Here is a 24414-nt window from a genome sequence, read left to right as displayed (position 1 = left end):
AAAGCGCGCTTTTGATAAAATAAATAAAAAGATTGGAAGAAAAATTGGGAGGAATTTCCATGGAAGAGAGGTACCGGCTGAAGCAGTGGCCGCTGGAGGCAGGCGGCGAAAAAGAGCTGGACGCGCAAAGCGGCCAGCTGGTGATTCTGGTGAACGGCGGCAGCGGGCGGCTGCAGTGGTCCGGCCGCAGTGCGGCGCTGGGACCGGACTGCATTGCCCTGCTGCGGCCGGGCGCCGCGGCAAAGGCCAGCGCGGGGGAACGAGGGCTGGAGCTCTGGCAGCTGCGGCTGCAGCCGGGCTTATTGGAAGCAATCTCCTGCCCGGGGTGCGATCTGGAGGCCTGCTTTTCGGTGGTGCCCTTCCAGTGTGCGGTGGTCCGGCTGAACACCCAGAACGCCACCCTTCTGCGGCGGCTGTATTCCATGCTGCAAAAGGAGACCGAACGGCCGGATGCGCTGGCCGGCGGAGTCTACCGCCGGGGGCTGGTGGAGCTTCTGGTGGCCGGGGTGCTGCGCTGCTGCGTGAACGAGGAACGCAAGACCGCGCTGGTGGGCCGCAAACGGCTGGTGGTGGACGAGGTGTTCGCCTACATCAACGCCCATCTGGCCGAACCGCTGCAGCTGAAGGATCTGGCCGCTCATTTTTATGTGAGCCCAGAGCATCTGGCCCGCCAGTTCAAGCAGCGAACCGGCCAAACCCTGCACCAATACATCATAAAAGCCCGGCTGAGCCGCTGCCGGGAGCTGCTGTGCAACGGGGTGCCGCTGTCGGCCATCTGGATGCAGTGCGGCTTTTCCGGCTACAGCGCCATGCTGCGCAGTTTCAAGCAGGAGTTCGGCGTGACCCCGGCGGAATATTACCGCCAGTGCTGCCAGCGCGCCCGGGAATACCCGGAGAAAGCCATGCCGGAAACAAAGAAAAGCGATGGATAAAAAATCCCCCGCGCAGGCCAAACCGGCTGCGCGGGGGATTGATTTTTTTTAAATAACTCAGCAATTGGCCAGCCGGTAGATTTCCAGGGCCTTTTCCCGGTTCAGAGGCAAAAAGCTGCCCAGCAGGAAGGTATCACCCCGGGTGGCCTTGTCCGCCATCTGATAGAGTACCTCCTCCGGCTGCACGCCCACGCCCAGTTCAGAGAAGCTGGTGGGCATGCCCAGAGAACGGAAGAAGTCCACGGTGCGCTGGATGGCCTGTTCCGCTGCGCGCTGGTCGTCCGGCTCGGTCACGCCCCAGACCTGGCGGCCGAACCGGGCAAAGCGGGCGGGGTCCTGATGCAGGCAGTATCGGGCCCAGTGCCCCCATACCGCAGAAAGGCTGGCTCCGTGGGCCACATCGAACCGGCCGCTCAGTTCATGGCCCAGCTTGTGGGGCGCGAAGTCGACCTTGGCGCCCAGTCCGGTGAGCCCGTTGTGGGTAACGCTGCCGCACCACATCAGCTCGCTCATGGCCTGGTAATCATGGCTGTTCTCCAAAGCGGTGGGACCGTTGGCGATCACCGTGCGCAGCAGTGCCTCGGCAAAGGCGTCGGTGAGCTGGTTGTCCCTGGTAGGGGTGAAATACCGGTCCATGGTGTGCATCATGATATCCACAATACCGCAGGCGATTTGGTAGCGGGGCAGGGTGTAGGTAAGCTCCGGGTCCAGAATGGCGAAGAGCGGCCGGTTAAACGGCGTGCTCAGTCCCCGCTTAGTGCCGGTGGCTTCATCGGTGAGCACAGCGGAATCGCTGGTCTCGCTCCCGGCGGCGGAGATGGTCAGCACCACACCCACCGGCAGGCTGGCGGTCACCGGCTGACGGCCCAGCCAGAGCTCCCAGATGTCGGTGCCGGGGCAGGCCGCGCCGTGGGCGATGGCCTTGGCGGTGTCGATCACGCTGCCGCCGCCCACCGCCAGGATCAAGTCGGCCCCAAACTCTATGGCCTGCTGCACACCCTGCCGGGCCAGCCCCAGCCGGGGATTGGGCTGAACGCCGCCCAGCGTCATGTAGGCGATGTCCTCCCGGGCAAGGTCCGCCTGAATCCGGTCCAGCAGGCCGCTGCGCTCTGCGCTGCCGCCGCCGTACACCAGCAGCACCCGCTTTGCGCCGGCCTGTTTGATTTGCTCCGCGGTCTGTGCCTCGGTTCCCTTGCCGAAGATCACACGGGTGGGAATATGATAAACAAATGCCTGCATTGTCAAACGCTCCTTTCTGTGCGGGGCGGAAAGCCCTGCTGCTTCTATTTTACAAAAAGGGAACGAGGACTTGCAAGAGAGGGAAAAAAGCGGCTTTACAGCCGGAGCATTGACAGGTAAGGCAGTCCGCATTACAATCAAAGTATGTTGAGAAGTTGCAAATCCAACAAAAGGAGCGCTTATGGAAGACATTCAGATCCTGCAGTCGTCGCAGTTGTTCCAGGATATCCAGCCGGACCAGATTCGCATTCTGCTGGATTGCCTGTGCGCGGTGGTAAACACCTATCAAAAGGGAGAGTTCATTCTGCACCGGGGCGAGCCCACCCGGCGGATGGGCATTGTGCTGGAGGGCACCGCCCATATCATCAAAGAGGATTTCTGGGGCAACCGGGTGATTCTGGGGCCGTCCGGACCGGGGCAGCTGTTCGCGGAATCCTACGCCTGCCTGGGTAGTGAGAACCTCACGGTGAGCGTGGTAGCCGCAGCCACCACCCGGGTGATGTTCCTGGATGTGGGCCATCTGTTCCAGACCTGCTCCACCGCCTGCGGCTTTCACACCCGCATGATTCACAATCTTACCCAGGTGCTGGCGGGACGCAACCTGATGCTCACCCAGAAGGTGGAGCACATGGCCCAGAAAACCACCCGGGAAAAGCTGCTGTCCTATCTTTCCGGCGAGGCGCAGAGGGCGGGCAGCGCCCGGTTCTCCATCCCCTATGACCGGCAGGAGCTGGCGGATTATCTGTCGGTGGACCGGAGCGCCATGTGCACCGAGCTGTCCAAGCTTCAGCGTCAGGGGATTCTGCGCTGCCGAAAAAAGGAATTTGAACTGCTGGAGCTGCCCCGGGAATTTTGAGCCGGGTCAAGGGAGAGAAAAGCCATGAAACAAGAAGTATTCAACCCCTATCTGCCCAGCTGGGAATACGTGCCCGACGGCGAACCCCGGGTGTTCGGCGGCCGGGTGTATCTGTATGGTTCCCATGACCGCTTCGGCGGGCCGCTGTTCTGCATGAACGATTATGTGTGCTGGTCCGCTCCCGAGGAGGATCTGAGCGACTGGCGATTTGAAGGTGTGATCTACCGTAAGGACCAGGACCCTATGAATCCCGGCGGGCGGCGCTGCCTTTATGCGCCGGATGTGGTGCAGGGGCCGGACGGTCGGTATTATCTTTACTATGCCTTCGACTTTATGGGCCGCATCGGGGTGGCGGTGTGTGACGAACCGGCGGGCGAGTTTCAGTTTTACGGCCATGTGGCCTTTCCGGACGGGCATCTCTGGGGCGAGCGGGCTGGCGAGCCCTTCCCCTTTGACCCGGGCGTTCTGGTGGACGGCGACGGCCGGGTTTACCTGTACTCCGGGTTTGCCACGCGCATCCCGGCGCCGGTCACCGGATTCCGCCAGCTGGAAAATCTCGGCGGCGTGGCGGTGGAGCTGGAGCCGGATATGCGCACCATCCGGCAGGGACCTCATCTGCTGTTCCCCCGCAAGGGACTGCCCGGAGCCTTTGAAAACCATGCCTTCTTTGAGGCAAGCTCCATCCGCAAGGTGGACGGGCGCTACTGTTTTATCTACTCTTCCGAGCACAACCACGAGCTCTGCTACGCCATGGCGGATCATCCCTTCGGGCCGTTCACCTTTGGTGGGACGCTGGTGGACATTGGCGATGTGTTCCTGCCCGGCCGCCCCGGGGAGGAGCAGGCGGCCAACTATCTGGGCAATACCCACGGCAGCATCGCCTGCATCCGAGGGCAGTGGTATGTGTTCTATCACCGGCAGACCAACCGACACTCCTATTCCCGCCAGGCCTGCGCCGAGCCGCTTCGCCGCAGACCGGACGGCGGCTTTTTCCAGGCGCCCCTCAGCAGCACCGGACTGAGGGCCGAGCCCCTGCCGGACCTGGGCAGGTATGAAGCCCGGATCGCCTGCCATCTGCGCAGCGCCAAGGGTGCGGCCCGCTATGACATCCGCCTGCCCCGGCTCAGGTTAGCATCACACCCCTATTTCACGCAAACTGGTACAGACCGGGAAGAGAGGCCGGAACAGTACATCGCCAACATGCGCAGCGGCAGCAGTGCGGGCTTTTTGTCCTTTGCCTTCACCGGCCAGGAGCGGCGCATCACGCTGCGGCTGCGGGGCAGGGGACGGGGCGTGATGCTGGTTTCCCACCGGGAAGATGGCAGCCGGCCGGTGGCCTCGATCCCGGTACCGGGGGACAAGGCCCTGCTGCGCCCGGCAAGGCTTTGCCCGCGGGAGGGTGTGCGTCCGCTTTATTTTGTGTTCCGCGGTGTGGGCGCGGTGGATTTTATCGGATTCACTCTGGAGCAGCCGCTGGGAAAAAAATAAAAAATTGCGGCCGGATTTTGTGAAATCTGAATATTGTGCACCGCTTTCCGGACCAGTACACTTAAAATATGAAGAAAATGTGAAACTCTTCCGAGCCAAGGTGTGCCGTGTGCCGGGCCTTCGGGAGCATTACCAGGACTAATTCCGGGATAAAGCGATATATTTAGTTACAATTCAACAAAAATAGAACGTTCAATATTGCCAAAATGCCCAACTTTTGTTAGAATATGAGAAAAACTTCGGCGGGGTTTGGAACATGCGGCGAATGGAATCTTTTTCTCATAGAAACTACTCAGGCGTTTTGCAAAAGTGCAGATCGCTTGGGTAGTTTTTTCATATTTTCCAGGAAAAACCGCTGAAAAAATGCGAAGTATTTGCCGTTCCTTGTGCATGTTCAACAGGAAAAACGCGGGGCAGTTTATTTAAAAAAGAGAAAGCTGTCAAACCGTGACATCCGTCATGTTCCGCGACTTGGCTTTTCGTTATGCTAGGGGTGTAGCAAGCGGGCGGGCATTTCGCTCCGCACCGCGAAAGGGAGAAAGGGGGAAGCGCCCGCAATGACCACGGAGTTCCAGCAGCTGCTTGGGCTGCTCCGCATGATCGAGCGGCCTGTTCCGGGCAGAAAATATTCGTCCAAGGACCTGCAGCCCTACCTGAATCAGTACATTACCATGGTGCGCTATGCAAAGGAAAAGCCCATCATTATGTGCAACCAGATCCTCACAAAGATCATCCTGGTGGTGGAAGGGGAGTTCTGCCTGATGCGCAGCTCCATCAAGGGCGGCAGCGGCATGATCGCCCGGGTCTGGGGACCGGAGTTTCTGGGCATTCCTCAGCTGGTCACCGCCGACAAGGTGTTCTATTCCAACATCATTGCCAGCAGCAACTGCCTGGCCGTCAAGATCGACTGTGACTTCTTTCTGGAAGCCATGCACAAATATGCGCCGGTCTCCTTCGCCTGTGTGGAGAGCATGTCTCGCGCGATGGACCGCAACTATACCCACATCGAGCGGCTGAACTTCTTCAGCGCCCGGGAGAATCTGCTCTATTATATCCACAGAAAATGGACCGAGGCCGGGGCCAATGAAAACGAGCCCCTGTGCATCGCGGAAAAACGGACCGTGATTGCCAGTGAGCTGGGCGTCACCATCCGCACCGTGTGCCGGGCGCTCAGCGAGCTGAAGGACGCGGGCCTCATCACCACCGAAAACAACGGGAACATCCACTGCACGCCGGAACAGATCCGCCGCATCTGCGAGCTGAATCCTTAAAATGGCACAGCAAAGAAAGGAAGCTACACCGTGAACCGGAAACCGAACATTGTCTACATCCTGAATGACCACCAGGCCTGGTACGGCCATGGCATGGCCCAGGGCGGCCCCAAGCCCATGCGCCCGAACTTTGAAAAGTTCGCCGCAGAGGGCATGGAGTTCACCAATGCCTATTGCGTGACTCCCATGTGCGGCCCGGCCCGCCGGTCCATGCTCACCGGCCTGTATCCCCACACCCACGGGCAGGTGCACAACGAGAACGACCCGCCCTACCGTCACGATGTCTATCTGGATATCCTGGCTGAGAACGGCTACACCAATTATTATTACGGCAAGTGGCACGCCGGCCCCGGCTGCGCCTACGATCACCATTGCACCGGCCTTTCCCAGAGCGGCTACGGCAATCCCTACAATACCCCGGAATACGCCGAGTACTGCAAAAAGCGGGGCCTGCCCCGCGCACAGCACATGGTGGAGCGGGCGCTCCGGCCGGACTCCTACGAAAACAGTCACTTCTTTAAAAAGCTCAAAGAGGGCGAGCTGTATCAGTGTGAGGACTACTGGTGCGGCGAGCACGCCATCGGTCTCACCGTGACCCCCAAGGAGACCCACGAGGCCTTCTTCCTGGCCAACCTGGCTTGCGACAAGCTGGAGGAGCTGGCAAAGCAGGATTCCGATGAACCCTGGAGCCTGCGGGTGGATTTCTGGGGCCCCCATCAGCCCTTCTTCCCCACAAAGGAATTTGCGGACCTGTACGACCCGGAAAGCATCCCCATGTATCCCAGCTTTGAAAACGACCTGCACGACAAGCCCGAGAACCTGACCTGGGAGGTCAGCCGCCCCTTGGGTGACGGTAAGCACATCATCCGGCCCAATCCGCTGCCCTGGAGCGAGTGGCAGAAGATGCTGGCCCGCTGCTATGCCCACATTACCATGGTGGACGCCGCGGGCGGCCTGGTGGTGGACAAGCTCCGGGAGCTGGGTCTGGACGAAAACACCATCGTGATCTGGACCACCGACCACGGCGATGCCATCGCATGCCAGGGCGGTCACTTCGATAAGGACTCCCACATGGCCCAGGAAGTGGAGCGCATCCCCATGGCGATCCGCTGGCCCGGCAGCATCCAGCCCGGCCAGACCAGCGACCGGCTGGTGTTCACCTGCGATCTGCCGGTGACCATGCTGGACGCCGCGGGCCTTACCTTCCCCGAACGGGTGGATGGCAAGAGCCTGCTGGAGCTGGGCTGCCACCGCCCGGGTGAGAAGGACTGGCGCACCAGCCTGATGTGCGAGACCTATGGCCACGGCTACGGCCTGACCCTGCTGGGCCGTATGGTGGTGGATGAGAACAACATCAAATATACCTGTTTCGAGGGCCAGCAGGACGAGCTGTATGATCTGAATGCGGACCCCTACGAGATGAAGAATCTGGCCTGCCTGCCGGAATACGACGATCTCAAGCAGAAGATGCGCCAGCTGCTGCGGCAAAAGCAGCAGGAAAGCTGCGATCCGGTACCGCTGGAACAGCTTCTGCCGTAAGGTTACCCAGGAAAAACGGACCGACGGTCTGTATTCATAATGGATAGACGCTTCGTTTTTTAAACAAAAGGAGGACAAAACAAATGAAAAAGGTACTTGCATTGATCATGGCGGGGGCCATGGCTCTGTCCCTGGTCGCCTGCGGCGGCAGTGGCTCCGGTGAAGGCGGCGGCACTGACGACGGTAGCCTGCGGGTTGGCCTGATCGCTTCCAGCATGGGCACCCAGAGCTTCAACGACGACGTGTGGGCCGGTCTGGAAAAGGCTCAGGAGGAGCTGGGCATCGGCGCCGAGTACATCGAGGTAAGCGAGGTAAGCGACGCGGCCAACAGCCTGCGTACCCTCATCGCCCAGGGCGACACCCTGCTGGTGGTTCCCTCTTCCGAGTTCCACGACGCCATGATGGAAGTGGCCGCGGAATACCCCGACTGCAACTTCATGTATCTGGCTGGTGAAGAGACCGGCGCAGAGAACGTGATGAGCGTTGAGTACAAGGAAAATGAGGCTGCCTTCCTGGGCGGCGCGCTGGCTGCTTCCCTGAGCCAGACCGGCAAGATCGGTACCGTGCTGGCCGTGCAGGAGCCCCTGCAGCTGCGCTATCAGTACGGCTACATGGCCGGCGCCAAGACCGTGAACCCCGACTGCGAAGTGAGCGTTCTGTTCACCAACAGCTACACCGACACCAACCTGGGCCAGGAATCCGCCAAGGCCCTGTACGATAAGGGCGCGGACTACGTGAGCTGCTTCGCGGGCGCCTGCAACCTGGGCGTGTTCAACGCAGCCAAGGAAGCTGGCGAGGGCAAGTACTGCCTGGGCGCTGCCACCGGCCAGTTCGACAAGATGCCGGACAAGATCGTTGCCTCTGTGGTGAAGTCCATCGACGTGGCTCTGTACGACATGATCAAGGATTACATGGACAACGGCACCTTCAACGGCGGCGGCTGCACCGTTCTGGGCCTGAAGGAGGGCGGCGTTGAGCTGCGCTACACCACCATGAACGACGAGCTGCTGAACTCCATCCCCGAGGATGTGAAGAACAGCGTCGAGGATCTGAAGAACAAGATCATCAACGGTGAGATCACCGTACCCGGCACCGAGGAAGAGTACAACACCTACATTGCTTCCCTGGGCTAACTGAATAACGACGGAACAGTGCGCATGGGCCGCGGAGAAGGTCTGGAACAAGGCCCCCTCTGCGGCCCTTTGATCAACAGAAAGGATGGTGGAACTGTGAGTGTGAAATACAGCATCCAGCTGAAGGACATCACCAAGCGTTTCCCCGGCATTGTAGCGAACGATCATATCACCATCGATGTGGAGCAGGGCGAGATCCACACCCTGGCCGGCGAGAACGGCGCGGGCAAGTCCACTTTGATGAACATCATTTACGGACTGTATCAGCCGGATGAGGGCCAGATCTTCATCAACGAGCAGCCGGTGCATTTCCAGAGCTCGAAGGATTCCATCGCCCACAAGATCGGCATGGTGCACCAGCATTTCATGCTGATCCCCAAGCTGACCGTGGCCGAGAACATCGTGGTGGGCCAGGAGCCGGGCAGCCGCCTGAAGGTGGACCGAGCCGGAGCGGAAAAGCGCATCCGGGAGCTGAGCGAGAAATATGGCCTGAAAATTGACCCCCACGCCAAGGTGGCGGACCTGTCGGTCACCGAGCAGCAGCGCGTGGAGATTCTGAAGATCCTCTACCGTGAGGCCGAGATTCTGATCTTTGACGAGCCCACCGCCGTGCTGACTCCTCAGGAGATCGATGAATTCTGCGACATTCTGCTGGGCCTGAAGGCCAGCGGCAAGACCATTCTGTTCATCAGCCACAAGATGGCTGAGGTGATGAAGATCAGCGATCACATCACCGTAATTCGCCGGGGCAAGGTGATCGGCACCGTGCGCAAGGACGAGACCAACGTGGACGAGCTGACCCGCATGATGGTCGGCCGTGACGTGAACCTGTCCCGCCGGGAGCGCAAGGAGTTCACCGACCAGCCCAACCTGCTGGAGCTCAAGAACGTGAGCTACACCGTGAACAAGACGGTGAAGAAGCTGGACGGCATCAACCTGCAGCTGAAAGCGGGCGAGGTGCTGGGCATCGCCGGTGTGGACGGCAACGGCCAGGAGGAGCTGGTGCAGGCCATCTGCGGTCAGATCACTCCCGATTCCGGCGAGATCCTGTTCAAGGGCGACAATATCGTGAAAAAGGGCATCCGCGCCCGCAAGGACAGCGGCATCGCTCTGGTCCCGGAGGACCGTCATCGGGACGGCCTGGTGCTGCAGTACAGCGTGGCCGACAACCTGGTGCTGGGCATGCATTACCAGGAGCCCTACGCCCACGGCCGCACCTGGATGGACTACAAAGCCATCCACAAAAACGCCGAGACCCTGCAGGACGATTTCGACATCCGCTGCGCCAACGTGGACGTGCCCGCGGGCACTCTGTCCGGCGGCAACCAGCAGAAGATCGTCATTGCCCGTGAGGCCAGCCGCAACCCGGACGTGCTCATCGCAGTGCAGCCCACCCGCGGCCTGGACATCGGCGCCATGGAGTTCGTGCAGAAAACGCTGCTGGAGCAGCGCGACAAGGGCAAGGGCGTTCTGCTCTTCTCTCTGGAGCTGGACGAGATTCTCTCGGTCAGCGACCGGATCGCCGTTATCTTCAAGGGCCGCATCGTGGACGTGGTGGACGCCGAGGGTGTGACCCGGCAGGAGCTGGGCCGCATGATGCTGGGCTCCCACAGAGATGCTTAAAAGGAGGGGAAACGATTGGAAACAAAGGTAAAAAAGCCCCTGTTTGCTTTGGATAAAAAGAAGCTGCAGGAAACCGGGCTGAGCCTGCTCATTACCCTGATCGCGCTGGTGATGGCGCTGGTGGTGGGCGCTCTGGTGATCTGGGCCTTCGGCTCGAACCCCATTGAAGCCTACGGCGCTTTGTGGCGCGGCGCCTTCGGTACCGGCATTGCCTTCACGGTAACGCTGGGCAAGGCGGTCCCTGTAATGCTCACCGGTCTTGCGGTGGCCATTGCCTTCCGGTGCAGTGTGTTCAACATCGGCGCCGAGGGCCAGCTGCTCATTGGCGCCATGTGCGCGGCGCTGGTGGGTGCCTACGTACATCTGCCCATGGTGCTGCATCTGCCTCTGACCATTCTGGCCAGCATGGTGGGTGGCATGATCTGGGCCTTCTTCCCGGCGGTGCTGAAGCTGAAAGGCAACGTAAACGTGGTTATCAGCACCATCATGTTCAACTACATCGCCCAGTATCTGATTTCCTATCTGATTCTGGGACCCTTCAAAGGCCCTGGCGAATCTCCCGCCACTGCCACCATCGACAAGACCGCGCAGCTGCCCGACCTGCTGCCCAAGCCCTACGTGCTGAACCTGGGCTTCGTGCTGGCTCTGGTGGCCGTCGTGGCGGTCTACATCATCCTGAACCGCACCAGCCTTGGTTACGAGATGCGCGCGGTGGGCTTCAACCCCAACGCATCCCGCACCAACGGCATCAACGTGAACCGCAACATGTTCCTGGCGCTGCTCATCAGCGGTGCGCTGGCCGGTCTGGCCGGCGGCATCGAGGTCACCGGCAGCCTGGATAAGATCGTGAACAACTTCTCCGCGAACTACGGCTTCAACGGCATCCCCGTTGCTCTGATGGCGCACAACAATCCGTTCGCCATCATCTTCTCGGCGCTGCTCATCGGCGCCATGCGCAGCGGCTCCGCCATGATGCAGTCCAGCGCGGGCATCTCCAAAAACATGGTCGACGTCATTCAGGGCCTGATCATCGTGTTCCTGTGCGCCGAGCATGTGATCCGCTACTACATCAAGCGTATGGGAGGGAAGAAGAATGCTTAATGCCATTACCTATCTGCTTTCCGCCACGCTTCGCATGGGCACTCCCATCGCTTTCACCGCGCTGGGCGGCATGACCAGTGAGCGAAGCGGTGTGAACAACATCGGTCTGGAAGGCATCATGACCGCTTCCGCCTTCGGTGCGGCGGTGGGCAGCTACCTGTTCCAGAACGCCTGGATGGGCATTCTGTTCGCCATCGTCATCGGCGTGGGCATTTCGGCCATCCACTCTCTGGTGTGCATCACCTGGGGCGGTACCCAGGCGGTAAGCTCCATGGCGCTGGTGCTGCTGAGCACCGGTATTTCCGGCGTGGGCCTGAAAGCGCTGTTCAACCAGCAGGGCAACAGCCCGCAGGTTCCCTATCTGCCCACCACCACTCCGCTGGAGAAGATCCCCGTGATCGGACCCTTCCTGGCGCAGCAGTCTCCCTTTGTGTACATCCTGTTCATCGTGCTGATCCTGGTGTGGTACATGTTCAAGCACACCCGCCTGGGCCTGCGCATCGTAACCGTGGGTGAGAACCCCAAGGCGGCTGAGACCGCCGGTCTGTCCGTACACCGCATCCGTTACTTCAGCGTGATCTTCTCCGGCGTTCTGGGCGGCCTGGGCGGCGCGATGCTGTCCATCGGCGGCATGAACATGTTCCAGGAGGACATGGTCGCCGGCCGTGGCTACCTGGCTCTGGGTGCTGTGACCATGGGCCGCTGGAACACCTGGGGCGTGTTTGGCTCCGCCATGTTCTTCGGCTTCTTCAGCGCGTTGCAGCTGTACCTGCAGACCATCCCCAACAACCCGGTGCCCGCGGAGTTCATCCAGATGATTCCCTACGTGGCCACCGTGATCGTGCTGGCTCTGAGTGCCAGCAAGCAGAACGTGGGCATCGCCGCAGGCGGCCAGCCCTACACCAAGTTCGTGCAGCAGCGGTAACAAACCGGCGCAGCAAAGGAGCAGATCATGGAACAAACCATCTCGAAGGAAACGATCCTCCAGCTGGAACAGCTGGCGCTGCAGGCCCGGCTACAAAAGGCCCGGGTCCCCATCTCCGGTTACGGGGTCGGGGCGGCCCTGCTTGGGCAGGACGGCCGGATCTTCACCGCCGGGAACATTGAGTGCTACGGCCAGACCCCCAGCATCTGCGCGGAGCGGGTGGCCCTGTTCAAGGCGCTCAGCGAGGGCTGCGACCAGTTCGCTGCTCTGGCGGTGTGCGGCGGCCCGCTGGGTGAGCCGCTGCGGGGCTACTGCACCCCCTGCGGCACCTGCCGCCAGGTGCTCACCCAGTTCTGCCCGGCGGACATGCCGGTGATTTGCACCCAGGCGCCCGGCGACCACAAGCTTTATCATCTTTGCGAGCTTCTGCCCTTTGGCTGGAGCCGCGATTGACCACCTGAGCCGATCCCGGGCCGCGCGGATGCCGCAGCGGCCCGGGTCAGAAGGAGTGCCCTATGGAAAAAATCAAAGTACTCATCGACTGCGACACCGGTATCGACGATATCGTCGCCTTGTCCTATGCATTGAAGACCGACCGCCTGGAGGTTCTGGGCGTGACCACCGTCTGCGGCAACCTGCCGGTGGACATCACCACCTACAACACCCTCAACGCTCTGGAGCTGATGGGCCGGCCGGAGATCCCCCTGGCCAAGGGCGCGGCCACCCCGCTGGAGCGCCCCCTGTGGGACGCGGCTTACATCCACGGCAGCAACGGCCTGGGCGGCTACGAGTTCGCCCATAAGACCGCAAAGCAGCCCGAGGCCCAGCCTGCCCACGAGTTCATCTACTCGGTGCTGATGGCTCAGCCGGAGCCCATCACCATCATTGCGCTGGCTCCGCTCACCAACATCGCCCTGCTGCTCAAGCAGCATCCGGACGCGCTGACTAGGATCCAGCGCATCGTGTTCATGGGCGGTTCGCTGCGCACCGGCAACCCCACCCCGGTGGCCACCTTCAACGTGCTGGCAGACCCTGAGGCCGCCAAGTATGTAATCGCCACCAAGGTGCCCTTCGTGATGTGCAGCCTGGACTGCACCCGCGGCAGCTTCTTGACCTACGACGATCTGGATAAGGTGGCCGCTCTGCACAATCCGGTGGCAGACATGGTCCGCACCGTGACCGGCTTCTACATCCAGACCACCAAGGCGGAAAACACCGTGGACGGCCAGAAGAAGGGCATCGACATTCACGACCTGTGCACTGTGATGTATGTGACTCACCCGGAGCTGTTCGAGGGCGAGCACTACTTTGCGGACGTGGAGACCAAGGGCGAGCTGACCACCGGCTTCACCCTGGTGGACTTTGAGAACAACCTGAAAAAGCCTTCCGAGGATAAGACCGTTCTATTCCTGAAAAAGGTGGACCGGGAGAAGTACGTGGAGTACTTCCTCGAGGTGCTTGCCCGCTACGGGGCCTGAAAAAGGAGAAGCAAAATGACGATCCTGAATCCCACTTTGGCCTGTGCCGACCCGCTGCATCTGGCGCGGGACATCGACGCTGTGGCGGCCGGCGGCGCCGGTATGCTGCACGTGGATGTGATGGACGGGCATTACGTGCCCAACTTCTGCCTGAGTCTGGACCAGGCGGCGGCCATCCGAGTCTACCGGCCGGAGCTGCCGGTGGACGTGCATCTGATGGTCACCGATCCCTTTGCCTGGCTGGACGCGCTGGCAAAGGTCCGGCCCGCCATGGCGGCCTTTCATCTGGACGCCACCCCCTTTGCGCTGCGCATGATCCAGAAGCTGCGGGACCTGGGCATCCGCCCCGGCGTGGTGCTGAATCCCTCCCAGCCGGTGGAGTTGCTGGCCGAGGTGCTGGATCAGGTGGACTATGTGCTGCTGATGGGGGTGGAGCCGGGCTTTTCCGGCCAGAAATTCTTCCCCCAGACCTACCGGCGGCTGGAGCAGCTGGCCGCGCTGCGCCGAGAGAAGAACCTGCGCTTTTCCATTATGGTGGACGGCGGCATTGATTTTGAAAACGGTCCCCGCTGCGCCGAACTGGGCGCGGATATTCTGGTGGGCGGAGCCTTCGTGTGCTTCGGCCAGCCGGACGGGGTCACCGCCAGCGCGCGCCGTTTTGTGCAGGCGCTGGAGGGTGTGAGCGAAAAGGAGAATGCGGAATGAGAATTGTAGTGGGAAGCGACCACGGCGGTTTTGAGCTGAAGGAAGAACTGAAAAAGCGCCTGATGGACCAGGGCCACGAGGTACTGGACGTGGGCTGCCACGACAAAACCATGGTGGATTATCCCATGATCGCGGTGGATCTGTGCAAGGTGCTGCTGGCCCAGGGGCAGGATTTCGGCCTGCTGTGCTGCGGCACCGGCATCGGTATCTCCATCGCGGCCAACAAGGTAAAGGGCATCCGGGCTGCCCTTTGCACCGATTGCTACAGCGCCCGGATGGCCAAGGAGCACAACAATGCCAACGTGATCGCCTTCGGCGGCCGTACCACGGGTATTGAGCACGCCTGGGCCATGGTGCAGGCCTATATGGCGGCAGAATTCCAGCACGGCATCCATGAGCCGCGCGTAAAGATGATCGATGAGATCCAGTAAAGCGATTGACCAGCAAGGAGGCTAACGTATGGAAAAACAGGAGCTGAAACGCTTGAAACTGGCGGCCTGCCAGCTTCGCATGGATGTGGTGACCCAGGTGCACGCGGCCCATTCCGGCCACCCGGGCGGCGCGCTGTCCAGCGCCGAGATTTTCACTTGGCTGTATCAAAAGGAGCTGCGGGTGGACCCCGCTCAGCCCAAGGCCCCCGGCCGTGACCGGCTGGTGCTCTCCAAGGGCCACAGCAGCCCGGGCTATTACTCTGCACTGTGCCGCCGCGGCTTCTTCGCCCCCGAGCTTCTGCCCACCTTCCGTGCGCCGGGCTCCATCCTGCAGGGCCATCCCGATATGAAAAAGATCCCCGGTGTGGATATGACCACCGGCAGCCTGGGCCAGGGCGTAAGCGCAGCCTGCGGCATGGCGCTGTCCGCCAAGCTGTTCGGCGATGATTACCGGGTCTATGCCCTGCTGGGCGACGGCGAGGTGGAGGAAGGCCAGGTGTGGGAGGCAGCCATGTTCGCCGCCCACAACAAGCTGGACAACCTGTGCTGGATCGTGGACTGCAACGGCCTGCAGATCGACGGCCGCGTGGAAGACGTGGCCGGCATCGAGCCCCTGGACAAAAAGTTTGAGGGCTTTGGCTTTGAGGTCATCAAGGTGGCCGACGGCAACGATCTGGAGCAGCTGGAAGAGGCCTTCAACAAGGCCCGCGCAGTGACCGGCAAGCCCGCTGTGCTGCTGGCCAAGACCGTGAAGGGCAAGGGCGTCAGCTACATGGAGGACCAGGCCGGCTGGCACGGCGCGGCCCCCAACGACGAGCAGTATGAGCAGGCGATGAGCGAGCTGCGCGCCGCGATGCAGGAGGTGGAAAACAATGGCTGAGATCATCAATAAGGCAACCCGCGAGAGCTTCGGCATGGCTTTGGCCGAAGCGGCGAAGGAATACCCCCAGCTGGTGGTGCTGGATGCCGACCTGGCAAAAGCCACCCGTACCGACCTGTTCAAGGCAGCCTGCCCCGAGCGCTTTGTGGACTGCGGCATCTCGGAATGCAACATGATCGGCGTGGCGGCTGGCCTGGCCAGCTGCGGCAAGATCCCCGTGGCCTGCACCTTTGCCATGTTCAGCGCCGAGCGCGCCATGGAGCAGGTGCGCAACTCGGTGGGCTATCCCCATCTGAACGTGAAGGTTGTGGGTACCCATGCGGGCGTGAGCGTGGGCGAGGACGGCGCCACCCATCAGTGCAACGAGGACTGCGCCACCATGCGCAGCATCCCCGGCATGACTGTGATCTGCCCCTCGGACCATTACGAGACCATGGCGGCAGTCAAGGCGATGCTGGCCTATGAGGGCCCGGTTTACCTGCGTCTGGGCCGCCTGCCGGTGGAGTGCATCAACCACAACGACGATTACCGCTTTGAGTGGGGCAAGAGCATTGAAAAGCGTGCCGGTACCGACGTTACCGTGATCGCCATGGGCGCGGAGGTCTGCGAAGCGCTGAAGGCGGCGGAGCTTCTGGCCGCCGAGGGTGTGAGCGTGCGCGTCATCAACATGCACACCATCAAGCCGGTGGACGAGGAAGCCATCGTAAAGGCTGCCCGAGAGACCGGCGCCATCGTCACCGCTGAGGAGCACAGCGTGATCGGCGGTCTGGGCGACGCGGTGGGCGATGTGCTGCTGCGCACCTGCCCGGTACCCATGGAAAAGGTGGGCGTACAGGACGAGTACGGCCATTCCGGCCCCGGCAATGTGCTGATGGACGAATTCGGCCTGCGCGCGCCGGATATCGCCGCGGCGGTCCGCCGGGTGCTGGCCCGCAAATAAGCAGATTGAATCCGCGGTTTGCGCCTTCCGCTTTCAAAAGCGCACAGGGAAAATTCCCTGTGCGCTTTTTTACCGGCAGCGAAAGGCAAAATCCACAAAAATAATAAAAACAACAAAAAAGAATGAACGCTTTCGTCAAAGCGGCGAGGCGGAAAGGAACAATACAATGGAACGACTTGGCGTTTATCAGATTCTGGGCCCCACCAACTGCAACGACCCTCACATTCCTGACTACTGCGCGGACTACCTGCGCCAGCTGAGCCAGGCCATGGGCGTGGAGGTGTATGCGGCGCAGGAAGAAGACTTTGTGGCTCAGGATGTGCACGTGTTCTTCATCGGCTCCGGCGGCACCGCCGCTCCCTTCAGCCATGTATGCGGCTGCGTGGATGGCCCCTATGTACTGCTCACGGTGCCTGCCTACAACTCCCTGGCCGCATCCATGGAGATTCTTTCTTACCTGCAGCGCAACGGCAAGCAGGGCGAGATCATCCACGGCACGGTGGAGGAGAACGCCCGCCGCCTGCTGGCGATCCTGAGAGCGGCCCAGGCCCGCAAGGCCATTGCCTCCATGCGGATGGGCGCCATCGGCGAGGCCATCACCCTGGTGGCCAGCTGTGCCGATCACGCCACTCTCAAGCAGCGCTTCGGGGCGGACCTGGTGGTTCTGGAGGTGCAGGAGCTGGTGGACGAGTACCACAAGGGCGGCTACCCGGAAAACGAGTACACCCGCGCGCTCAAGGCCAGCGGTTATGACCCGGTGGAGATGGAAAAGGCCCTGAACGTGTACGGTGCGGCCAAGCGTCTGGTGGAGAAGTACGGTCTGAAGGCCATGACCCTGCGCTGCTTCGACCTGCTGGGCAGCATCGGTACCACCGGCTGTCTGGCCCTGGCCATCCTGAACGCGGAGGGCATCCCTGCCGCCTGTGAGGGCGATACCCGCAGCATGCTGGCCATGACGGTGCTGTATCAGCTCATCGGTCAGCCGGTGTTCATGGCGAACCCCAGCCAGCTGGACCGCCATAACAGCGAGATGATCTTCGCCCACTGCACTCTGCCCATCAACATGCCCGATTCCTATGAGCTGACCACCCACTTCGAGTCCGGCCTGGGCGTGGCGCTGGCAGGCGAGCTGGCCCCCGGCCCCATCACCATCTTCAAGTGTGACGAGACCATGGAGCGCTATTATGTGCAGGATGCTGAGCTGGTGGCCAGCCTGCACCGGGATGATCTGTGCCGCACCCAGCTGCACATCCGTCTGCCCCAGGGCACCGACTATTTTGTGACCGCTCCCATTTCCAACCATCACATGATCTGCCGGGGTCACTGGGCCGACGTGGTGGAGGAGTTCTTCAAGCAGGCAAAAAGCGAATAAAGGCTGAAAGGAGAAACGAGCCATGAAATTCTTTATTGATACCGCCAACGTGGATGAGATCCGCAAAGCCAACGAGATGGGCGTGATCGCCGGTGTGACCACCAACCCCAGCCTGATCGCCAAGGAAGGCCGGGACTACGCCGAAACCCTGAAGGAGATCGCCGCCATTGTGGACGGTCCCATCTCCGGTGAGGTGAAGGCTACCACCGAGGATGCCGAGAGCATGATCGCCGAGGGCCGAGCCATCGCGGCCATGCATCCCAATATGGTGGTCAAGATCCCCATGACCACCGAGGGCTTGAAGGCCATCAAGGCGCTGAGCGCCGAGGGCATTAAGACCAACTGCACCCTGATCTTCAGCGCCAACCAGGCGCTGCTGGCCGCCCGTGCAGGCGCCACCTATGTGTCGCCCTTCCTGGGCCGTCTGGACGATATCAGCCAGCCCGGCATCGACCTGATCCGCATGATCTGCCAGATGTTCGACAATTATCCGGACATCAACTGCCAGATCATCGCCGCCAGCGTGCGCAACCCCATCCACGTGACCGACTGCGCTCTGGCTGGGGCGGACATCGCCACCGTGCCCTACAAGGTGATCGAGCAGATGACCAAGCATCCTCTCACCGATCAGGGCATCGAGAAGTTCAAAAAGGATTACCTGGCAGTGTTTGGTCAGTAATTTTCCATAACACATTCGCCGCGGGCACGCCCTTTCCAGGGGTCGCGTCCGCGGCTTTTTGTATATAGAAAGGCAAAAAAGCGGCTATTTTACAAATTTTCCATTGCATTGCGGGCGGCATCCGGTATAATAAGGCACGAACCACACGAAAATGAGGGGCAAAGGAGAAGCCATGAAAGAGAGACTCAAAAAAGGACTGAGCGCGCTGAGCGTCGTGCTGCTGGCAGTCTGTATGCTGACACCGGTCCATGCGGCTGAGACCGCTTCACTGAACGAAGCGCTGGAGCAGACGGCCCGACTGCAGCAGTTGGCGGAGCAATACACCGCCGCCCAGCAGACCGAGACCGACCCGCTGATGCTCACCATCAACTACATACGCGCCCAGCGCTACGCGGATGCCAGCTGGGATATGATTTTGGGTATGCCCAGCGAGGAATTCGCCCAGTTTGCGGAGCAGCAGGCCCCGGAGCTGGAGCAGCTGCAAACGCTGGAGAACGTGCAGATCCCAGCCACTGGCGAGCTAGTGGACTTTGTGCATCTGGTGGCCGGAATCGGCGCCACCTACAAACGGATGCCGGTGGTCTGCACCTGGGGCGGCGATTGCATCCAGCTGGCGGGCAGCATTCAGGGAATCGGTGCGGACGAAGAGGGCTGCATCCAGCAGCTGAAACCCTACTTTGCCTGCGAGGACGAGAACGCCAGCCTGATGCCGCAAAGCGACTGGCTGGCAGATCTGGACGGGGTGAACATCGGCAGCACGCTGAAAAGTGGAGACGACCTGTCCGATGCCATCGAGCGATATTATACGGATATCACCAATGAGGAACGGGCCCGGCGGTTCGTGCTGGCTCAGTTCGGCGAGGCGGATACCGGCGACCAACAGGCCTTCCGCCAGCAGGTGAAGGATAAATTCTTTGCGGACTCCGGCGTTCAGCTGCTGCTGCTCAGCCAGAAGCAGATGACACTGGACGAGGAGCGAAACATTGTTGCGGTGGATGCCATGGATGCGCCGCTGAACGCAGTGTGCAGCCTCACCGCCGACACGCTGGCCGAAATGCTGGGGGGTGCGAAGGTGAGCGAAGCCCCGGCAGAGACGGCCCAGCCGCAAGCGGGGGAGGCGGAGAGCGTGGCCCAGACCGGTCAGCCGGAGCAGTCGCAGCCCACCGCACCAGTCCTGGGGCAAAGCTCGCTGGCCCAGACCATGCAGAAGCATACCTGGCTGCCCTGGGCGCTGGGCGGCGTGGTGCTGTTCTGCCTGCTGGTGCTCATGGTATTGTCCCGCAAGGGCCGCTGAGGCAGGCATTTCTCGGATCTTTCGCAGTGTGCTCATATTCTGTTCAAATTCGATTGGTATAGTAAAGCCACGGTCACAACAGCCGTGGCTTCGGTGATAAAGTTACCGCGGCCGGCAGAGGAATCTGCTACCATATAACTAGGAAATTCGACCGGCGATTTTCCCAAAACCAATTGATAAAGGAGAGCACCATGATGATCCAATCGTTTTTGCAGCAGGCCCTGATTCAGCTCGGCCCTTCGGCACAGGTGCTGGCCTGGCTGGAACAACTGCCTTTTGTCCCCCACTGGCTGCGCCCGGTTCGGGCACGTGCCCGCCGCTGAGCGGTCAATCGGGAAGATGCATTCTGAAAAATAAAAGCTCCGCTCCCGCGAGCCCTGGAATCCAGGGTGCGGGAGCGGAGTTTTTTGTTGCTTACAGCTGGCTGACGATGGGCAGCCGTTTCCAAAGCTGCCACCAGTCGGGGCGGACCGGCCGGTTCGGGTCCGGCTCGATCTCGATCACATGCTTTTCGTAGGCGTTCACCACGGTAGTGCTGCCTTTCTGGCAGCAGCGGGGGAGATTGGCGTTGTAGCTCATATGCACATGTCCGTGTACGAAATAGCCGGGGGAATATTCGTCCAGCAGGCGGTTGAAGCACTCAAAGCCCCGATGCGGAAGATCTTCGCCGTCGTTTAAGCCCCGGGCGGGCGCATGGGTGACCAGGATATCGAAGCCCTTGTAGCTTTTCAGCTTGCGGCGCAGCCGCCGGATGCGGTTTGCCATCTGGCTTTCCGTGTACTGGAAAGGCCCTTCCTTGTAACGAAATGAGCCGCCCAGGCCCAGAACCCGTATCCCTCGGTATTCAAAAATATCGTCCTCGATGCAGATGCAGCCCTCCGGCGGATCGTGCAGATAGCGGGTGTCGTGGTTGCCGTGTACATAAAGCAGAGGGGCGGAGGTAAAGGTGGCCAGCAGGGTCAGATAATGGGGATTCAGGTCCCCGCAGGAGATGATGAGATCATAGCCGCGGATCTTGTCCGGGCTGAAAAAATCCCACAGGGCCTTGGATTCTTCATCTGCCAGCAGCAAAATTTTCATGTTTGACTTCTCCTCGCCGAGCCTGTGTTTACAGGATCTTGGTGGTTGTTTCGTCCTTGTGAACGCCGATCAGCGAAACCAGGGGTTTGGCCTCGTCGATCAGTTCATCGAAGCGGGGGATGCGGCCGATCACGTTATTGGCCAGCCAGTCCATGGTGATCACCTGCTCCGCGGTGAGGCGGCTGTGATCCGCGGGCATCACCACGCGGCCGCCCTGGGCATAAAGCACGCCTGCAAAGGGATCGAAGTCCCGGCTGCAGACCGCCTGACGCAGCAGGCTGACCAGGCGCTGCGTCTCAGCGGGCAGGCCGCGGGAGCACAGCACGTCGATCACGCCGGCGTCCATGCCCCACCAGTAGTTCAGCGCGCGCTCGCCGCTGCTGCCGGCGGACCAGCCGCCGTTCATGATGGACTGCACGATACGCACATAGAATTCGCCCCAGTTCCAGAAGGGCATGGCGTAGTTGCAGATGTGTTCTCCGTCCAGCCGGTAAAGACCGAACTTCCAGGGGGGCTGCTGGGGTGCGCGGTTGTCCAGATCCGAGATCAGGGTCACGCCGTTCTCGGCGAAGCGGGCAGAGATATCCGCGCCCTTTTCCGAGGTCCATTCCAGATACACCTGCGCCCGGGGATTGGTCATCTGCGCGCCCAGAGCAAAGGCGTTGATGGCGGCGATCATACCATAGGTGGGGTAGGTGGCCACATAGCCGATCTTGTTGTCGTCCGCCAAGGCACCCGCGATGGCGCCCAGCAGGAACTTGGCCTCATGGATGCGCCCGTAGTAGGTGCGGATGGAGGGGTGAGACATGTTCAGCGAACAGTTGATGATCTTCACTTCCGGATGGGCCAGCGAAGCCTTCAAACTGGCGTTGATCAGCTTGGGTGTGGTGGTGAAGATCACGTCGCAGCCGTCGGCCACCGCCTTCTCCAGTACCTCTTCGCCGTTTACCTCGGGCTGCACATTGTCGTAGCACAGGGTGGTCACCCGGCCGTCGAAATGTTCTTCCAGCTCGCCGCGGCCGAAATCGTGGGCGTAGGTCCAGGGAGAGGTGTCGGCGCTCTTTTCATACACAAAGCCAACCTTCAGGCTGGGCGCCTGGAAGGCAATGGGGCTGTGCAGCCGGGAGAACAGGCTGGTGTTCTGGGGCGGGAAAGCAGGCTCCATGGAAAGCTCCACCGCGTCCGGCCGGGTCAGCACCAGGACCTCGCTCCAGGCCCGCTCCACCGCCTGCTGCAGCTCCTGCATGCTCATGCCGCACAGCTGCCGGTAAGGGTAGACTCCCATCACGGCCAGCAGAGCGTCGGCCGGGGTGATGGGCAGCCGGTCTCCGCCGCGCTGCATGAACACCGAGCGGAACCGGTAATACATCGAGGTGAGCATGCTCTTGTCGTCGTCGCTCCAGCGCTCGCCGGGAGCCTTGCCCGCCGCAGCCACAAACTTGGCAAAGCGGCCCTCTTCGGTGAACCAGAGCAGATTGATCTGGGTCAGCTTGTAGAAATCCAGGAACTCATAGTAGATGTTGACTTCCTTGGAGCCGTTGCGTTTGGGGATATAACGGGTCACGGTGCCGGGGATGCTGCCCGCGCCGAAGTATTTCATCACCGATACCCGTTTGTTGCCCTCCACCACATAAAAGCGGTTCAAAAACTCCACCGCCTCAATGGGATCGCGGATGCCCTCCTCCATCTGGGAGTCGCACAGAGCACTCCATTTCAGGGCGAACTCGGTGCGCTCGCCCAAAAGGGGCATAAAGTTCCGGGCGAAAGCGGTCTTGCGGCCCTCGGTCTTGGTGCCCACGATGGAATCCAGGGGGATGTTCACTACGCCCAGGGGCTGGGTGCCGTCCAGCTCGGTGTTTTCCAGAATATCGTCCAGCACCTGCAGATAGGGGTACTGCCCCTTGGAAACGCAGGCCCGGAAATTTCGCTGGCCCATTTTTTGAGCCTTTTTGTAATCTTCAACTGCCAAATAAGATCCCTCCTTAACAATAAGAAGCTGAATCGCGGGGCCGTCATAGAGGTCCCACTTAATGGTAAAGCATGTTCGCTCAAATTACAATACCCGGCTTTGCTCAATTTTCCGGCTGGCTTGCCATGGGTGGAAAGCGCAGCTTGGTCAGGCACAGGGCGAACAGCAGCGAACTGATGGTCCAGGTGATGGGGTAGGCCCAGTAGACCATGTGGATGTCCGGAATCAGGCGCACCGCCACGGTGATGTAGCAGATGCGCAGAACACACCAGATGCTCAGCATGATGGTCATGGGGATAATGGGCCGGCCCATGCCCCGCAGGATGCCCGCGCAGCAGTGGGAGAAGGCCAGCAGGCAGTAGAACAGCGCCACAGTGTGGGCGTCCGCCACGCCGTAGGCCACCACCTGGGGTTCGCTGTTAAAGGCGCCGATCAGCTGGGGCGAGAAGGTAAAGATGAACAGGCCGATGCACTCGGCCAGCAGCGGGCTGCAGATCAGGCCGAAGCGCATGCCCTGCCGCACCCGGTCGTAACGGCCCGCGCCGATGTTCTGGCTCACAAAGGTGGAAAGCGCCAGCGCGAAGCAGGTTACCGGCAGAAAGGCGAAGCCCTCCACACGGCTGTAGGCGGCGCAGCCTGCCATGGCGGCCGAGCCGAAGGCGTTGATGTTGGACTGCACGATCACGTTGGCCAGAGAGATCACCGAGTTCTGCACGCCGGAAGGAACGCCCAGGGTGAGCACCTGGCGCAGCATGTCCGCCCGGAAGCCCACCTCCTTCCAGGTGATGCGGTAGGGGGCCTGCACCACCATCAGCTTGCGGAAGGCCAGGAAGGCACAGAGGGTCTGGCTGATGATGGTGGCCAGGGCGGCACTTTCCACCCCGCGGCCCATACCGGCCACGAATACCAGGTCCAGCACCACGTTGGTGATGGAGGCGATGATCAGGTATTTCATGGGGCTGCGGCTGTCGCCCACCGATTGCAGGATACTTGCGCCCATGTTGTACATGACCACCGACAGCGAGCCCATGAAATAGACCCGGAAATACAGCACCGACTGGGGCAGCACGTCCGCAGGGGTACCCATCCAGCGCAGGATCTGGGGCGTGAAGATGATGCCCAGAATCGAGAGCAGCACACCGGCGCACAGGCCCAGCGCCACGGTGGTATGTACCGCCTGCTTCAAGGTCTTATGATCCTGCGCGCCGTAAAGCCGGGCCACCAGGACGCCAGCGCCCAGTGAGACGCCGTTGATGAAGCCGATCATCAGCATGATCAGGCTGGAGGAGGAACCCACCGCTGCCAGCGCCTGTTCGCCGATGAAATTGCCCACGATCAGCGAGTCCACCGCGTTGTACAGCTGCTGGAACAGATTGCTGAAAAAGATGGGCACCGAGAACAGCAGCATCTTTTTGGGAACGCTGCCCACGGTCAGAAGGTTTTGGTCGTTTGTCATATCATAGCCACTTCGCTTTCCCA

23 protein-coding genes are annotated in these 24414 nt (G+C 61.0%); 19 read left to right on the top strand and 4 right to left on the bottom strand.

Going from position 1 to position 24414, the window contains the following annotated elements; translation table 11 throughout:
- Positions 1 to 59: 59 nt before the first annotated feature.
- Positions 60 to 932 carry an AraC family transcriptional regulator gene (locus B5G03_RS07475; protein ID WP_087181108.1) on the top strand — a complete coding sequence of 291 codons (873 nt, stop codon included), beginning with the start codon at positions 60 to 62 and terminating at the stop codon, positions 930 to 932.
- Positions 933 to 989: 57 nt separating this feature from the next.
- Here the strand turns inward: B5G03_RS07475 and B5G03_RS07470 are convergent, their stop codons facing one another.
- The gene (locus B5G03_RS07470; protein WP_087181107.1) at positions 990 to 2171 is read right to left on the bottom strand and encodes an iron-containing alcohol dehydrogenase; all 1182 of its coding nucleotides are present in this window, start codon (positions 2169 to 2171) and stop codon (positions 990 to 992) included.
- Between the two features lie 181 nt (positions 2172 to 2352).
- On the opposite strand from B5G03_RS07470, the gene B5G03_RS07465 reads away from it, so the two are divergent.
- The 18 genes from B5G03_RS07465 (at position 2353) to B5G03_RS18005 (ending at position 20209) form a co-directional block, all read left to right on the top strand.
- Positions 2353 to 3027: a Crp/Fnr family transcriptional regulator gene (locus B5G03_RS07465; protein ID WP_087181106.1), complete on the top strand. Its 675-nt coding sequence runs from the start codon at positions 2353 to 2355 to the stop codon at positions 3025 to 3027.
- A 24-nt stretch (positions 3028 to 3051) separates the two neighbouring features.
- On the top strand, positions 3052 to 4515 hold the full coding sequence (locus B5G03_RS07460; protein ID WP_087181105.1) for a family 43 glycosylhydrolase: 1464 nt from the start codon (positions 3052 to 3054) through the stop codon (positions 4513 to 4515).
- Positions 4516 to 5072: 557 nt separating this feature from the next.
- A complete protein-coding gene (locus B5G03_RS07455) occupies positions 5073 to 5786 on the top strand; it encodes a Crp/Fnr family transcriptional regulator (RefSeq protein ID WP_087181104.1) in 714 nt (237 codons plus the stop codon).
- 30 nt (positions 5787 to 5816) lie between these two features.
- A complete protein-coding gene (locus B5G03_RS07450; protein ID WP_087181103.1) occupies positions 5817 to 7325 on the top strand; it encodes a sulfatase family protein in 1509 nt (502 codons plus the stop codon).
- An 83-nt stretch (positions 7326 to 7408) separates the two neighbouring features.
- Positions 7409 to 8458 (top strand): BMP family lipoprotein, encoded by a 1050-nt coding sequence (locus B5G03_RS07445; RefSeq protein WP_087181102.1) that lies wholly within the window; start codon positions 7409 to 7411, stop codon positions 8456 to 8458.
- Between the two features lie 102 nt (positions 8459 to 8560).
- Entirely contained in the window at positions 8561 to 10081 is a 1521-nt protein-coding gene (locus tag B5G03_RS07440) for an ABC transporter ATP-binding protein (RefSeq protein ID WP_087181156.1), read from the top strand.
- Between the two features lie 15 nt (positions 10082 to 10096).
- The gene (locus B5G03_RS07435; RefSeq protein WP_242962340.1) at positions 10097 to 11182 is read left to right on the top strand and encodes an ABC transporter permease; all 1086 of its coding nucleotides are present in this window, start codon (positions 10097 to 10099) and stop codon (positions 11180 to 11182) included.
- Positions 11175 to 12107: an ABC transporter permease gene (locus B5G03_RS07430; RefSeq protein WP_087181101.1), complete on the top strand. Its 933-nt coding sequence runs from the start codon at positions 11175 to 11177 to the stop codon at positions 12105 to 12107. Before B5G03_RS07435 ends, B5G03_RS07430 begins: the two co-directional genes overlap by 8 nt.
- Positions 12108 to 12134: 27 nt before the next feature.
- A complete protein-coding gene (locus tag B5G03_RS07425; RefSeq protein ID WP_087181100.1) occupies positions 12135 to 12560 on the top strand; it encodes a cytidine deaminase in 426 nt (141 codons plus the stop codon).
- Positions 12561 to 12622: 62 nt separating this feature from the next.
- A complete protein-coding gene (locus tag B5G03_RS07420) occupies positions 12623 to 13585 on the top strand; it encodes a nucleoside hydrolase (protein WP_087181099.1) in 963 nt (320 codons plus the stop codon).
- 15 nt (positions 13586 to 13600) lie between these two features.
- Positions 13601 to 14290 carry a ribulose-phosphate 3-epimerase gene (locus B5G03_RS07415; RefSeq protein ID WP_087181098.1) on the top strand — a complete coding sequence of 230 codons (690 nt, stop codon included), beginning with the start codon at positions 13601 to 13603 and terminating at the stop codon, positions 14288 to 14290.
- Positions 14287 to 14721, top strand: a complete 435-nt coding sequence (gene rpiB, locus B5G03_RS07410; protein WP_087181097.1) for a ribose 5-phosphate isomerase B — start codon at positions 14287 to 14289, stop codon at positions 14719 to 14721. The genes B5G03_RS07415 and rpiB overlap by 4 nt, the downstream gene beginning before the upstream one ends.
- Before the next feature lie 28 nt (positions 14722 to 14749).
- Positions 14750 to 15601: a transketolase gene (locus tag B5G03_RS07405; RefSeq protein ID WP_087181096.1), complete on the top strand. Its 852-nt coding sequence runs from the start codon at positions 14750 to 14752 to the stop codon at positions 15599 to 15601.
- Positions 15594 to 16541 (top strand): transketolase family protein, encoded by a 948-nt coding sequence (locus B5G03_RS07400; protein ID WP_087181095.1) that lies wholly within the window; start codon positions 15594 to 15596, stop codon positions 16539 to 16541. The genes B5G03_RS07405 and B5G03_RS07400 overlap by 8 nt, the downstream gene beginning before the upstream one ends.
- A gap of 166 nt (positions 16542 to 16707) precedes the next feature.
- Positions 16708 to 17913 (top strand): hypothetical protein, encoded by a 1206-nt coding sequence (locus tag B5G03_RS07395; RefSeq protein WP_087181094.1) that lies wholly within the window; start codon positions 16708 to 16710, stop codon positions 17911 to 17913.
- 22 nt (positions 17914 to 17935) lie between these two features.
- Entirely contained in the window at positions 17936 to 18592 is a 657-nt protein-coding gene (gene fsa, locus B5G03_RS07390) for a fructose-6-phosphate aldolase (RefSeq protein WP_087181093.1), read from the top strand.
- A gap of 172 nt (positions 18593 to 18764) precedes the next feature.
- On the top strand, positions 18765 to 19886 hold the full coding sequence (locus B5G03_RS07385) for a hypothetical protein (protein ID WP_087181092.1): 1122 nt from the start codon (positions 18765 to 18767) through the stop codon (positions 19884 to 19886).
- Between the two features lie 191 nt (positions 19887 to 20077).
- Entirely contained in the window at positions 20078 to 20209 is a 132-nt protein-coding gene (locus B5G03_RS18005; protein WP_275539300.1) for a hypothetical protein, read from the top strand.
- A gap of 91 nt (positions 20210 to 20300) precedes the next feature.
- Here the strand turns inward: B5G03_RS18005 and B5G03_RS07380 are convergent, their stop codons facing one another.
- From B5G03_RS07380 to B5G03_RS07370, 3 genes are all read right to left on the bottom strand, one after another.
- Positions 20301 to 20966: a metallophosphoesterase family protein gene (locus tag B5G03_RS07380; RefSeq protein WP_087181091.1), complete on the bottom strand. Its 666-nt coding sequence runs from the start codon at positions 20964 to 20966 to the stop codon at positions 20301 to 20303.
- Between the two features lie 28 nt (positions 20967 to 20994).
- Entirely contained in the window at positions 20995 to 22935 is a 1941-nt protein-coding gene (locus B5G03_RS07375) for a BMP family ABC transporter substrate-binding protein (RefSeq protein ID WP_087181090.1), read from the bottom strand.
- 103 nt (positions 22936 to 23038) lie between these two features.
- Positions 23039 to 24391, bottom strand: a complete 1353-nt coding sequence (locus B5G03_RS07370) for an MATE family efflux transporter (RefSeq protein ID WP_242962338.1) — start codon at positions 24389 to 24391, stop codon at positions 23039 to 23041.
- Positions 24392 to 24414 lie beyond the last annotated feature (23 nt).

Origin of the sequence: Gemmiger sp. An50 (genome assembly GCF_002161595.1) — a bacterium.
Taxonomy (GTDB): Bacteria; Bacillota; Clostridia; order Oscillospirales; family Ruminococcaceae; genus Allofournierella.
This window is presented reverse-complemented; position numbering and strand designations above follow the sequence as displayed.